The organism is Nonomuraea sp. B1E8 (genome assembly GCF_039871515.1).
In the GTDB taxonomy this organism is placed as follows: Bacteria; Actinomycetota; Actinomycetes; order Streptosporangiales; family Streptosporangiaceae; genus Nonomuraea.
Genome location: NZ_JBDPLS010000018.1, coordinates 119,705 through 132,900 on the forward strand (window position 1 = coordinate 119,705; position 13,196 = coordinate 132,900).

Sequence of the window (13,196 nt, forward strand, 5' to 3'; positions counted from 1 at the left end):
GCCCCTCACGAAAGTCATCGTGTCCGGCCGGGCGCACGCTCACGCGAGCGCGTGGGCGATGTGGCGCGTCGACCGGTAGAGGTCGCGGTAGAGGTGGTAGAGCCGGTCGTAGTCGGCGGCCGCGCCCACATCGGGCTCGACCGTGGCGACGGCCGGGTTCCAGCCCTCGCTCGCCACGCCGCACGCCTGGGCGGCCAGCATGGCGTCGCCGTACGCCGCGCCGACCGTGTGCGCGGGCAGCACCTGCGGTTGCTGCAGCACGTCCGACACGATCCGGGTCCACAACCCGCCCCGCGTGCCGCCGCCGACCGCCACGAGCCGCTTGCCCGCGCCGCCCGCGGCGCGCATGGCCTCCAGATTGTGCCGCACGCCGAAGGCCGTGGCCTCCAGCGCCGCCCGGTAGAGGTGGCCGCGCCCGTGCCGCAGGGTCATCCCGACGAGGGCGCCGCGCGCGTCCGGGTCGAAGAGCGGTGTGCGCTCCCCGGCGAAGTACGGCAACATGAGCAGCCCCTCCGCGCCGCGCCCGGCGGCCGCGGCCTCGGCGGTGAGCTCCTCGAACGACGCGCCGGTCAGGTCGCGCAGCCATCCGGTGATCGCCCCCGAGGTGGCCATCCCCGCCGCCAGGTTGTACGTCCCCGGCGCGACCCCGGCGGTCCCCCACAGGTGCGGCGAGGCGGCCCGCGCGGCGAGCACCTCGATGATGAACATGGTGCTCCCGTACATCAGCATGACGTCGCCCGGCGCGGTGACGCCCGCGCTGTGGGCCTCCGCCCAGGCGTCGATGGTGCCGGCGACGACCGGGATCCCCGCGGGCAGCCCGGTGCCGGCCGCGGCGGCGTCCGTGACCGTGCCGACGGTCTCGCCGCTCCACGCGAGCGCGGGCAGCTCCAGCCCGGGCGCGATGTCGGCGGCCCATTCGGTGATCCACGTGTGGGTACGGGTGTCGTAGAGGGGCGTGCACTGGCTGGCCGAGTGGTGGTCGAGCACGTACGCGCCGGTCAGCCGGTACGCCAGCCAGGAGTGCGCCATGAACACGCGCCGGGTCCGTTCCCACACGCCGGGTTCGTGGCCCCGCAGCCATTCCAGTTTCGGCCCGGCCGCCTGCGAGGTGAGCGGCGACCCGCACCTGTCCATGATCGCGGCTTCGCCGTACCGCTCGGTCTGGGCGGCGATCTCGGCGGTGGCGCGGGTGTCCACGCCGTAGAGGATGGCCGGGCGCAGCGGCGTGCCGTCGGCGGCGCAGGGCAGGACGCACGGTCCGATGCCGCTGAGCCCGAGCGCGGCGACGTCGGGGCGGGCCAGCTCCCCGGCGATGGCCAGGAAGCCGGCCCACCAGACCTCGTCCGCGTCGTGCTCGAACCAGCCGGGCCGGGGCGTGGCGGTGCGGTGCTCACGCACCGCCGTGGCCACCACCGTCCCGTCGGGCGCCACCAGCACGCCTTTGGAGCTCGCGGTGCCGATGTCGATGCCGAGGAACATCAGCCCTGCCCCGACAGGTCGTACTTCTTGTACAGCTCGGCCGCGTTGACCTTGGTGACCTGCGTCGTGCCGAGCACCTGCTTCTTGTCCACCTGCTGGCCATGGAGGATCTTGTTGACGGTCTCGGCCGCCTCCTCCGCGCCCGTCGGGTAGATGAACGTGGCCGAGAGCTGGCCGAGCTGCACGGCGCGGATGCCGCCGTCGGGGATGGCCAGGCCGTCGATGCCGATGAACTTGATCTGCTCGGCCTTGCCCGCGGCCTGGGCGGCCAGGTAGGCGCCGAGCGCCATGGGGTCGTTGTGCCCGTACACGAGGTCGATCTTCTCGTGCTGGGCCAGCCACTGCTGCATGATCGGGGTGGCCTGCTCCTTCAGCCACTTGCCCTCGCGGTCGGCGATGATCTTGATTTTGGGGTTGGCCGCGATGGCCTCGCGGAAGCCCTTGTCGCGGTCGATCTGCGGCTGGTTGGACATGATGCCGCGCAGCTCGACGACGGTGCCGCCGTCGGGCAGCAGCTTGACCGCCTCCTCGCCCGCCTTCTTGCCGATGAGCACGTTGTCGCCGCCGATGAAGGCGGTGTAGCAGTCGGTGTTCACCGTGCGGTCGAGGATGATGACCGGGATCTTGGCCTGGCACGCCTGTTCCACGGCCGCCGTCAGCGGCGCGGGCTCCGTGGGGGAGACGATGAGCGCGTCGACCTTCTGCGTGACGAAGTTCTGGACCTGGGAGACCTGCGTGGCGCTCGACTGCTTGGCGTCGGCGATCGGCAGCAGCTCGATGTCCGGATATTTCTTCATGAAGTGCTGCAGTTGCAGGTTGAGCTGCGCCCGGTACGGCTCGGCGTTGTTCGACTGCGAGTAGCCGACGACGAACTTCTTCTTCTCACCGTCGTCCGCCGACGTCGACGGGCCGGGCGCCTTCGACGCGCACGCCGCTGCGAGAACCGCGCACAGCGCGATGGTGATGGCCTTCTTCACGATCGAGACCCTCCTCGGAAGAACTTGAAGAGATCGGGGCGCTGCAGGACCACCGCCACGACGACGATCAGTCCCTTGATGACGAGCTGCCAGTTGTCGCTGACCGCGTTGAGCCCCAGCACGTTGTCCAGCAGCGTCAGGATGAGGGCGCCGACGAACGTGCCCGCGATGGTGCCCTTGCCGCCCGCCAGCGACGCGCCGCCGATGACCGCGGCCGCGATGGCGTCCAGCTCGTACGACTGCCCGGCCTGCGGATCGGCCGAGGCGCTGTAGGCGGCGTCGATGGGCCCCGCGAACCCGGCGAGCATGCCCGACAGCGTGAACACCGCGATCGTGATCGCCGTGACGTTGACCCCGGACAGGCGGGCCGCGGTCGGGTTGCCGCCGACCGCGTACACGTGCCGGCCGAACCGGGTCTTCGTCAGGATCAAGTGGAAGACCACGCAGACCACGATGAAGGCCAGCACCGGGTAGTAGATCCGGTCGAACAGGTTGTGCCCCGGCGTGCCGAACAACTGGAACGCCTCCGCCTGCGGCGTCAGCTTCCCGTCGGGCCCGGCGATCTGGGTGCCGACGCTGACGTTGTCACTGACCTGCCGGTCCAGGCCGCGTACGACGGACAACATGGCCAGCGTCATGACGAACGACTGGATGCGCAGCCAGGCCGTGCCCGCACCGTTCAGGAAGCCGAAGAACGCGCCCACCACCATGCAGATCGGCACGATCTGCCACGGCTCCAGCGAATGCTTCGACAACATCATCGCCGCCGTCATCGAGGCGATGCCGAGCAGCGAGCCGACGGACAGGTCGATGCCGCCGGTCAGGATCACCAGCGTGACGCCGACGGCCAGGATGCCGCGCGAGGCGAAGGCGCCGACGGCGTTGGTGAGGTTCGTCTCGTTGAGAAAGATGTCGCCCTTCGTCGCGATGCCGACCGCGAGGATCAGGACCAGGCCGATGTAGGCCTGAGCCGCGCCGAGAGCGGAGAACGTGCGCCGCAGCCGGTTCTCACCCGGCGCCTTCGCGGGCGTGGGCGGCGCGGTCTTGGTCGTCATGGGGTCGTCACCTTTTGTCGTGCCATGGCGGCTTCGAGAATCGCCTCCTGCGTGGGGTTCTCCGCCCGGGAGAACTCCGCGGTGATCCGGCCCCCGCACAACACGAGGATCCGGTCGCACATGGCGAGCAGTTCGGGCAGCTCCGACGAGGCCACCAGCACGCCCTTGCCGCCGGCGGCCAGATCGGACATCAGCGCGTGGATCTCCGCCTTGGCCCCCACGTCGATGCCGCGGGTGGGTTCGTCCATGAGGATCAGTGACGGCGAGGTCAGCAGCCACTTGGCCAGCACGACCTTCTGCTGGTTGCCGCCGGACAGGTTCCCGACGGTGAACCGGGTGCCGGGCGCCTTGACGCGCAGCTCGCTCACCTGCCGCTCGACGGCCGCCTGCTCGCGGCGGGCGTCCACCATGCCGAAGCGCAGGAACCGCCCGAGCGAGGGCAGGCCGGCGTTGAAGGCGATGCTGTGGCCCAGCACCAGGCTCTGCGCCTTGCGGTCCTCGGCGACGAGCGCGACGCCCCGCCGGATCGCGCCCTTCGGGCTTCGCGGGCGGTACGGCCGCCCGCCCAGGCTCATCGAGCCCCCTGCCGGCCGGTGCACGCCGAAGATCGTTTCCAGCAGCTCGCTGCGGCCCGCGCCCATCAGGCCGGCCACGCCGACGATCTCGCCCGCCCGTACGGACAGGGAGACCCCGCGCAACGGGGTACGGCCGGAGCCGGGCTCGCCCGCCACCGACAACCCCTGGACCCTCAGCAGTTCCTCGCCGGTCCCGCCGCCGTCCGCCCGCGGGAACATCTCGCCCAGCGGTCGGCCGACCATCAGCTGGATCAGCTCGTCCCGGTCCACTTCCGGGCGTTCGCCGACGTGCCTGCCGTCACGCAGCACGACCACCCGGTCGGCGATCTCCTCCAGTTCCTCCAGGCGGTGCGAGATGTAGATGACGGCCACGCCACGCCCGGTCAGGTCGCGGATGACCGTGTACAGCCGCCGCACCTCCGCGTCGGCCAGGGCCGAGGTCGGCTCGTCCATGACCAGGACGCGGACGTTCTGCGACAGCGCCTTGGCCACCTCGATGAGCTGCCGTTCGGCGATCTTGCACTGCCATGGGACGGTCGGCCGACGTGACCGACGCCTCTCCCTCGATCGCCCGGCCGGTGCCGTTGTGCAGTTCGACCGTCGCGCCCTTCCCGTACGGCATCGGCCACCAGGCCGACATCGTGCTCGTCTCGGCGTCGACGGCGTACATCAGCGACTTGACCGGCATCATCGCGTGCCCGCTGCCGAAGAACTCGCCGACCGGCGCGTCCACGGTGCGCCTGCCGTCGAAGGCGATCCGCAGCCGCAGCCCCTGCAGCACCTCCTGGGCCGCCCTGACCCTGGCGAGCTCGTCCTCCTCCATCGGGAAGGCGAAGGTCCGCTCGCCCTGCCAGGTCTGCGCGGCGATCGTGTAGTCGTGCGCGGCCTCATCCGCAGCGTCGCCCACGTCCACGGTGTCGGTGCGCTCGCCGCCGCTGTCCACCCAGTACGTGAACTCGTTGTAGTCGAGGTCGGACGACTGGAACACGTTCTTGATCGTGATCTGCGCCTTGCCCCTGGTCGCGCTCGCCGGCAGGTCGACGGACTCCTCGGCCCACATGCCCGAGGCGCCGACCTTGCTCGGCGGCCACTGGGCCACCTCCTGGCCGTCCACCAGCACCTTGGCGACCTGCTTGCCGATGGCCGGGTCGATGCGCCGGGTCAGCCGCACCCCGTCGTTCCCGGGGTCGATCGTGACGGTGAACTCGCTGGAGCCGTCCTTGCCGAAGGCCCGGCCCTCGTCGGCCTCGGTCTCGGGCAGGACCTGCTCGGCCTGGGGCAGCCGGAGCCTGATCTGCGACAGCAGGCCGGAGCCGTGCGTGCGGGCGAGCCGGACCGACCTGCCGGGGGCGAGGTCGATCGCGGTGTCGTGGGTGCGCGCGCCCGGGAGCGCGGGCTTGGGGTCGCCGCCGGCCTTGAGCCGGTCGATCACGTCCTGCGCCTTGTCGGACGGGTCGAACGTGCGCACCCCCTCGGCGTCGGCGAACGTGCGGTAGGAGACGTGGTGGAAGAGCGGGTTGTGCTCGGTCGTGATGCGCATCGACTCCCGGTACGGCATCGGCACCTCGACGTAGACGCCGCCCGAGCTCTGGTCGGCGTTGCCCACGAGGGGATGGACGAACGGCGCGCCGAGCTTGCCGTTCACCAGGTCCTGCAGGCTCGCCTCGACGACCTTGCGGCCGTCCAGCTCGATGGTGATCGTGCCCGTCTTCGTGACGTCGCCGCCGTCCCTGGTGAACCAGATGGCCTGCACCTCGCCGGCGCCGGTGTGCTCGGCGATCACGCAACCCTGGCCGGAGGTGTGCAGGCAGGAGTACGTGCCCTCGAACCCGTCGTTGTTGTCGGCCGTGCGGTCGAAGCTGGAGAACTGTTCGGTCTGCACGCCGGTCGTCAGCTCCGGCAGCCGGTCGAGCCGCCGGTAGACGTCCCACCCGACCGGCCCCTTGCCCGACGCCGGCTGGGCCGGCTGGGCCGGCTGGGCCGGCTGGGCCGGCTGGGCCTGCGCGGGGGCCGCCAACGCCCCGGCCGCCAGGACGGCCGCCGGCAGAATCGTGTTAAGCCGCATCGCCGAACCCCTCGAACTCGACACCCAGTTGCGTGCAGACCGCCCGCAGCTCGGCGACGTGGTCGCCGGGCACGGCGTGGATGTGGTTGGAGCCGAACCGCCCGAGGAACTCGGTGGCCGGCACGTGCAGCCTGGTGAACGCGTGCGGCCACTCGAACGTCGACTGCCTGGCCATGGCCTCGTTCGTGGCGTCGTCGTACAGCTCGAAGTCGCCGCGCATCACGTGCATGCGGTAGGCGCCGTCCCTGCGGGTGAGCCGGGCGAACGTGGCGGCGCCGGGCGCGGCCAGGTGGTGCACGCTGGCGCCGCCGGCGGGGAAGAAGAACACCTCGGGGTAGAAGTGCGTCTTCGCCAGGTTCTCCGCGGGGTCGTCGGAGCGGGCGGCGTACCAGGTGGCGTGCTGGCCGGAGTTGCACAGGTCCCATACGTCCTTGTCGGCGTGGTAGTGCCGCACGTCGGCGAACAGGACCGGGTCGCCGCTCAGCAGCTTGAGGATCTGCATGCTCAGCGCGCCGTCCATGTCGGCCTCGGTCGCGCAGACGTGCGTCTCCTTCGGGCCCTCCCAGTCGTAGGGGTCGTTGAGGAAGGACTCGGCGATGTCCATCGTGCAGAAGTGGGTGGTCAGCTCGGGCTGGCCCTTGATGCCGGAGAAGTCCAGCTTCCACTCGTCGATGAGCTCGCGCATCGCGTAGTACGTACGGATCTGCCGTTCGAGCAGGTCAGGTGTGAGCTGCTTGCCGTCGTAGTGGACGTTGCCCTTGGTCTCGAGCCATTCGCGAGCCTCCTTCACCCGGGTCTGGGACGCGTTCTCGCTGCGGCGCACGATCTCCCACTGGTCGATCTCCTCGACGTCCACACCGAAGGTGCGCATCCACTGGTCGGTGTTGGCGACGGCGGTGTACATGCCCATGGGCCGGCCGCCGATCCGGCCGAACGTCGATCCGCGCAGCCCTCGGACGGCCCGCGCGGCGCGCACCTCGGTCAGCACGCGGCTCCTCACGGCGGGGTCCTCGATGTCGCCCCAGGCCCGTGCGTGCACCCTGCCGATCTGGTCGAGACCGCCGCCGCCGGCCAGCATGCCGACCATGCCCGGCTGGGCGGGGTCGATGTTGGCCATCAGCAGCAGCGGCCCCGGAGTGGCCTCGGCGGCGAGCATGGTGAAATGCGGGAAGGCCCAGACCGCGTAGTTGAAGATCGTCAGGTCGGGCCGCTGATCCGCGAGCCGGCGGGCCTGCGAGGTGGCCAGCTCGCTGGTCGACACGATCTCCGGAGCCACGATCACCTCGTGCCCCTCCTTGCGCAACGCCTCCGCCAGGGCGGTGGTGGCGGCGTCGATGTGTTCCACGAGATCGCGGGCGACGAAGTCGCGCCCGTCCGAGATGCTCAGCACTCCGATACGTGCCACGGGTGGTTGACCTCCATGCTTAGAAATCGATTGCTCAGAAATCGATTTCCACCCAAGCTAGATCTCGCCTCCTGGACCGTCAATGCCGCTTCACATCACAGAATGGCAACAGTGAACGCCTGGTAGCGCTACCACGTACGAGCAGCGAAAAGGCCGGCGCGGGAGCGGCGCCGGCCCGGGTGTGACGGAGGGGTCAGCCGGCGCGAGGGCTGGAGCTCTCGCGGGGGTGCAGCTCCGTCTGCAGCACCATGCGGGCGGCCGGCCTTGCCGGGTTGTCGATGCGGTCGGCGAGCAGCTGCGCGGCCGCCCGCCCCAGTTCGTACGTCGGCTGCCGCACCGTGCTCAGCCCCGGGCGGAACAGCCGCGCCCAGGGGATGTCGTCGAAGCCGATCACCCCGACCTGGCCGGGGATGGTCACGCCGCGCTCCGTGAGGCACTCCACGGCCCCCACGGTCATCAGGTTGTTGGCCGCGAACACCGCGTCGATCTCGACCCCCTCGTCCAGGAGCGCCGCCATGGCCGAGTAGCCGCCCTCCTCGCGGAAGTCGGCGTGGCGGATCAGGGAACGGTCCTGTGGCAGCCCGAAGGCCCGCAGCGCCCGCTGGTGGCCGCGCAGCCGCCGCATCGCCGTGGACATCCGGCGCGGGCCGGTGATGCAGGCGATGCGGCGGTAGCCCGACTCCAGCAGGTGCGCCGTGGCCATCTCCGCGCCCTTCTCGTTGTCCACCAGCACGGCGTCGACCTCGGTCTCGGCCAGCTCGCGGTCGATGGTCACCACGGCGGTGCCGGCGGCGACCAGGGCGCTGATGTCGGTGGAGTCGTCGGCGGGGGAGATGATCACGCCGGCCATGTTGTCGGCCAGCGCCACCGCGATGTACTCGGCCTCCCTGGCGCGGTTCTCGTCGGTGTTGCACAACACGACCGAGTAGCCGAACTGCCGCCCGCCGTCCTCCACCCCGCGCACCAGCGAGGTGAAGAACGGGTTGCCGACGTCGGAGATGAGCACCGCCCACAGCGTGGTCTGCCGGCGCCTGAGGTTGCGCGCGACGCCGTTGGGCCGGTAGCCCAGCTCCCTGACGGCCGCGTGGACGCGGGCCGCGAGCTCAGGGTTGACCGTGGAACGGCCGTTGAGCACGCGGGAGACCGTCGCGGCGGAGACCCCGGCGTGTCGCGCGACATCTTGGATTTTGAGCAACCTCGTCCCATCTCGTGGCAGGCCCGGCAGCTGAGCTACGGCAGTCTATCGCGGCGCTTGGAAATCGATTACTACCGGGGCGGGAACGGCAGCCGCTGCTCGACGGGCGCGATCCCGAACGGCTTGTGCGGCAGCGTCTGGTACCAGAACGCGACCGACGAGTAGTCGTCCGAGCGCTTGTTGGCGTGGCCGTGCTCGATCGTCACCCTGATCGACTCGGTGAACGTGATCGGGTCCTCGACGTGGAAGCGGTAGAGCGAGATCTCGCCGCTCCAGTTGTCGCCGCCGGGCATGGTGATGCCGTGGTACGGCGCGTGGTACGTCTGCGTGGGGCACCAGGCGGTGTTGAAGTAGTCCTCGGTGCCCGTGCCGTGCAACGACGGCGGGAACGGCTCCCCGTCGATGAAGATCATGTCGTCGCCCTCGCCATACCAGTTCCAGTCGCTGGTCTCGCGCAGGTTGCGGATGTTGAGCACGCAGCCCACGTAGTGGCCGCGCCCTTCGGCGTCCAGGAGGACGTAGTTGCCGTCACCGGTGTCGTTGACGCCCTCCACCTGGAACTCGCGGTTGCTCTGCGCGCCCTGCTCGATCCCGTCCGTCGGCCGCTCACAGCGCCACTGGGCGTGGAAGTAGCCGAGCTCGTCGGCGGCGGCGTCGAACACCTCGTAGTCGATGTAGTAGTAGAAGAAGACCGGCTCGGACGACAGCTCGCTGACCAGCTCCACCTTCGCCCGGCTAGCGAACGGCATGTGGAACCACGAGTTGAAGCCCTTGCCGTTCTGCGGGCTCATCTGCAGCGGCGCCGAGACGAAGTTCGCCGTCCTGGCGTGGCCCATGCCGAAGAAGTCGCCGAGCGGCACCAGCACGCTGGGGTGCTCCTGGTCCTCCCAGGTGATCTTCAACACCAGGCGGCGCAGGTAGTCGAGGTCCGCCGCGTCGGGCACGTCCTGCTGGGGGAGCGCCACGGTGCACCAGATGTGGTTGATCGAGCCGGGGCCCTCGATGTCGGCCAGGGTCACGGTGGTGCCCGCCTCGACCTTCAGCCGGTCGTCGTTGCCGCCCGTGCGGTCGTAGCTGGAGACGCGCCTGCGCCTGGACGTCCGCAGCCGGGGCAGGTCGCGCAGGCTGCTGCCGAAGTCGCCATAGGTCATGCTGATGTGATCCTTACTTCAGTCCGGAGGTCTTGATCGCCTCGACGAGCCGGCGCTGGCCGAGCACGAAAGCGACCAAGGTGGGCACGGCCGCGACCACCGTCGCGGCCAGGACATAGTTCCAGGCCGAGCCGTACTGGCCTTGGAGGGTGGAGATCCCGACCTGCACCACGCGCAGCTCCGGGTCTTGGATGGCGGTCAGCGGCCAGAGGAACGCGTTCCAGTTGGCCAGGAAGAACAGGACGGCGAGCGAGGCGAGCACCGGGCGGCTGAGCGGCACCACCACCTGCCACCAGCGCCGGAAATATCCGCACCCGTCGAGGTCCGCGGCCTCTTCCAGCTCCCGCGGAATCGTCAGGTAGTACTGGCGGAGCAGGAAGATCCCGAACGCGTGGAAGATCGCCGGCAGGATGAGCCCCGCGTACGTGTCCAGCAGCCCCAGCTCCCTGGCCACCAGGAACAGCGGCACGAGGATCACCGGCAGCGACACCAGCAGCGTGGACACGATCATCGAGAAGATCACCTGCCGCCCGGGAAACCGCAGCCGGGCCAGCGCGTACGCCGCCATCGAGTGCAGCACGAGCGCGATCACCGTCACCGCCACGGAGACGATGGCGCTGTTGACCATGTATCGGCCGATCGGCATCTCGGTCAGCACGTAGAGCAGGTTGTCCAGGGTCAGCCTGCTCGGCAGCGTCACGTCGAACAGCTCGTCGGCCGGCCTCAGCACCGCCACCAGCAGCCACACCACCGGGGCCACGGTGACCATGGCCAGCACGTATCCGACGATCGCGCGCAGCCTAACCGGCATCGAACCGGCCTCCCTTCGTGAGCCCGAACATCGTCCCCGTCGCCGCGACGAGGAACCCGACGACGACCGTGGTCAGGGCCGACGCGTAGAAGACCACGCTCGACGTGCTGCCCGCGGGGCCGCCCTGGGTCAGCACATAGACCAGGTCGAAGGCCTGCAGCCCGGTCACCGACCCGACGACCGAGTTGACCAGCACGAAGAAGCTGGTGGGCCGGAGCAGCGGCCAGATCACGTGGCGGAACTTCTGCCACGCGGTGGCCCCGTCGATGCCGGCCGCCTCCTCGTACTCCTTCGGGATGTCCTTCAGCCCGCCGAGCAGGATCAGCATGTTGTAGCCCATCAGGAACCAGATGCTGATCGCCACCAGCGACCCGAGCGCCAGCGACGGATCGCCGAGGAACGACGTGTCGCCCAGCCCCACGGGCCGCAGCAGCGTGGGCACCGCGCCCTGCTTGTCGACCAGCAGGAACTGCCAGGCGATGCCGACGACGACGAGGCTGATGACGTGCGGCAGGAAGAACATCGTCCGCACCAGCCCGACGCCGGGGAAGTGGTCGCGCACCAGCAGCGCGAGGCCGAGGCTGACCACGAAACCGATCGGCACGAACACCAGCGTGTACGTCAGCGTGACCTTGACGCTCTGCCAGAGCTGGGTGTCCTCGGCCATCTGCCGGAAGTTGTCCAGGCCGACGTACGTGTAGCCGCCGAAGCCGTCCGCGCTGAACAGCGAGACGCCGAGGGAAAGGGCCATGGGCAGCCCGACGAACATCATCAGGCCGAGCAGGTCGGGCGCCACGAAGGCGTACCCGGCGAGTGCCTCGCGCCTGCGCCGGTTCCACACCGGGGGCGCGGCGCCGGGCGGCCGCCGCACCGCCGTGCCGGGGTCGGCAACGGTCGCCATGCCTTATCGCCTCTTTCCGCTGATCAGGTGGTCGGGCGTCCGGGGCGCGCACGCCGCGGACGGGGCACGCCGGTCACAACATCGCCGCACCCTTGTAGCCCTTCAGGAAGGTGCCGATCTTCGCCGCGGCGTCGGCCGCCGCCTTGGCCGGATCCGCGCCGCCGAGCTGGGCGGCCTGGATGGCGTCCGACACGGCCTTGTAGACCTCAGGGGTGTAACGGGGCTCGCCCCTGGAACCGGGGACGACCTTCTCCAGGAAGACCTTCAGCGCGGGATCGTCGAAGGCGCCGGCCGACCTGGCGGCCTCCTGCACGGACGTGCGGGCCGGCAGGTTCGTCTTGACGACCGTGTTCCACCGGCGGCCCCGCTCGATGCCCTCGGCGTCGTTCCCGCCCAGGGCCCAGGCGATGAACCTGGCCGCGGCCTCGGGGTTGGCCCCCTTGGCGTTGGCCACGAACGCCCAGCCGCCGACCGACGTCGTGTACGTGCCGCCTTCCGGCACGGGCAGCGGGAAGACGCCGTACTCGAAGTCCTTCTTGTTCTGCGCCAGCTGCGACACCCCCCAGATGCCGGTCTGCTGCATGGCGACGAACCCGCTGCCGAGGTTGGCCGGGGTGTCGTTGCCGCCGTCGCCCTGCGGCTTGCGCGGGGACATCTTGCCGGTGACGCTGTCCTGCCAGAGCTTCAGCGCCTTGTGCACGGCGGGCGAGTCGAAGCCGGGCCCGCCGTTCTCCGGCACCGCCGAGCCGCCCGCCATCCACATGAACGGATACCAGGTGAAGTTCTGGTAGTAGCCGGGGATGGTCTCGAACAGCAGGCCGAACCGGTCCTTGGAGGTCAGCTTGCCGGCCACGTCGAGCAGCTGGCCCCAGGTCGTCGGCAGGTCGCCCTCCGACAACTTCGCCTGCTCGAAGGCGTCGACGCTGTAGAAGACGGCCAGCGGCTCGCGCTCCATCGGCAGGCCGTAGATCTTCCCGTCGACCTTGCGGGTGTCGAGCGCGCCGTCCGCGAAGTCGGCGATCTGGTCGGTCTTGAGGTACGGCGTGAGATCGGTCAGCACGCCGCCGTTGTGGTAGCGCAGGAAGTCACCCGGGCTGAGCAGGAAGATGTCCGGCCCCTGCCCGGCGGAGAACGCGGTCTGCAGCGCCCGGCCGGCCAGATATTCCGGCCCGGGCAGGTAGTGGAGCTTGACCTTGACGTCGTTGTTGGCGTTCCATTCCGCGACGAGGTCGGTGAACCACTTGCTCTGGGCGTCGGCCTGCGGATTGGGGCCGTAGAAGTTCCAGAACGTCAGCTCTTTCGGGTTGCCGCCCTGGTCACCGCCCCCGCATGCCGACAGCAGCGGCGCCGCCACGGCCGAACCTAACATGACGGCTCCGCCGCGCAGCAGCGATCGGCGGGTCACCCTCGCGAAGGCCGACATATCGCATCCTCCTGGAGTTGAGTGCTCGGGGGCGAGCAATCGATTTCTCAGAGAATGTAGAAGTCGGCATGCCGAGCGTCAAGGACCCTACGGCTCCGCTCGCCAGATCCAGGAATCGATATCTCCGCGTGACCTGCGCGGACGCCGTCCGGCCGGCTG

11 protein-coding genes are annotated in these 13,196 nt (G+C 70.0%); all 11 read right to left on the minus strand.

The window, feature by feature from the left end:
• Window positions 1-39: 39 nt before the first annotated feature.
• Window positions 40-1,479 carry an FGGY family carbohydrate kinase gene (locus tag ABGA98_RS40400; RefSeq protein ID WP_347623760.1) on the minus strand — a complete coding sequence of 480 codons (1,440 nt, stop codon included), beginning with the start codon at window positions 1,477-1,479 and terminating at the stop codon, window positions 40-42.
• Window positions 1,479-2,456, minus strand: coding sequence for a substrate-binding domain-containing protein (locus ABGA98_RS40405; RefSeq protein WP_347623761.1), 978 nt, complete (start codon window positions 2,454-2,456; stop codon window positions 1,479-1,481). The genes ABGA98_RS40400 and ABGA98_RS40405 overlap by 1 nt, the downstream gene beginning before the upstream one ends.
• Window positions 2,453-3,511 (minus strand): ABC transporter permease, encoded by a 1,059-nt coding sequence (locus ABGA98_RS40410; RefSeq protein WP_132596622.1) that lies wholly within the window; start codon window positions 3,509-3,511, stop codon window positions 2,453-2,455. Before ABGA98_RS40410 ends, ABGA98_RS40405 begins: the two co-directional genes overlap by 4 nt.
• Complete coding sequence (locus ABGA98_RS40415) at window positions 3,508-4,329, minus strand: ATP-binding cassette domain-containing protein (RefSeq protein WP_347623809.1); 822 nt, start codon at window positions 4,327-4,329, stop codon at window positions 3,508-3,510. Before ABGA98_RS40415 ends, ABGA98_RS40410 begins: the two co-directional genes overlap by 4 nt.
• A gap of 55 nt (window positions 4,330-4,384) precedes the next feature.
• On the minus strand, window positions 4,385-6,151 hold the full coding sequence (locus tag ABGA98_RS40420) for a DUF2961 domain-containing protein (protein WP_347623762.1): 1,767 nt from the start codon (window positions 6,149-6,151) through the stop codon (window positions 4,385-4,387).
• The gene (locus tag ABGA98_RS40425) at window positions 6,141-7,556 is read right to left on the minus strand and encodes an L-fucose/L-arabinose isomerase family protein (RefSeq protein ID WP_347623763.1); all 1,416 of its coding nucleotides are present in this window, start codon (window positions 7,554-7,556) and stop codon (window positions 6,141-6,143) included. Before ABGA98_RS40425 ends, ABGA98_RS40420 begins: the two co-directional genes overlap by 11 nt.
• A 193-nt stretch (window positions 7,557-7,749) precedes the next feature.
• On the minus strand, window positions 7,750-8,751 hold the full coding sequence (locus ABGA98_RS40430; protein WP_347623764.1) for a LacI family DNA-binding transcriptional regulator: 1,002 nt from the start codon (window positions 8,749-8,751) through the stop codon (window positions 7,750-7,752).
• Window positions 8,752-8,822: 71 nt separating this feature from the next.
• Entirely contained in the window at window positions 8,823-9,902 is a 1,080-nt protein-coding gene (locus tag ABGA98_RS40435; RefSeq protein WP_347623765.1) for a glycoside hydrolase family 172 protein, read from the minus strand.
• Between the two features lie 13 nt (window positions 9,903-9,915).
• Complete coding sequence (locus ABGA98_RS40440) at window positions 9,916-10,713, minus strand: carbohydrate ABC transporter permease (RefSeq protein WP_347623766.1); 798 nt, start codon at window positions 10,711-10,713, stop codon at window positions 9,916-9,918.
• Window positions 10,703-11,614: a sugar ABC transporter permease gene (locus ABGA98_RS40445; RefSeq protein WP_347623767.1), complete on the minus strand. Its 912-nt coding sequence runs from the start codon at window positions 11,612-11,614 to the stop codon at window positions 10,703-10,705. The genes ABGA98_RS40440 and ABGA98_RS40445 overlap by 11 nt, the downstream gene beginning before the upstream one ends.
• A gap of 73 nt (window positions 11,615-11,687) precedes the next feature.
• The gene (locus ABGA98_RS40450) at window positions 11,688-13,037 is read right to left on the minus strand and encodes a sugar ABC transporter substrate-binding protein (RefSeq protein ID WP_347623768.1); all 1,350 of its coding nucleotides are present in this window, start codon (window positions 13,035-13,037) and stop codon (window positions 11,688-11,690) included.
• Between the last annotated feature and the right edge of the window lie 159 nt (window positions 13,038-13,196).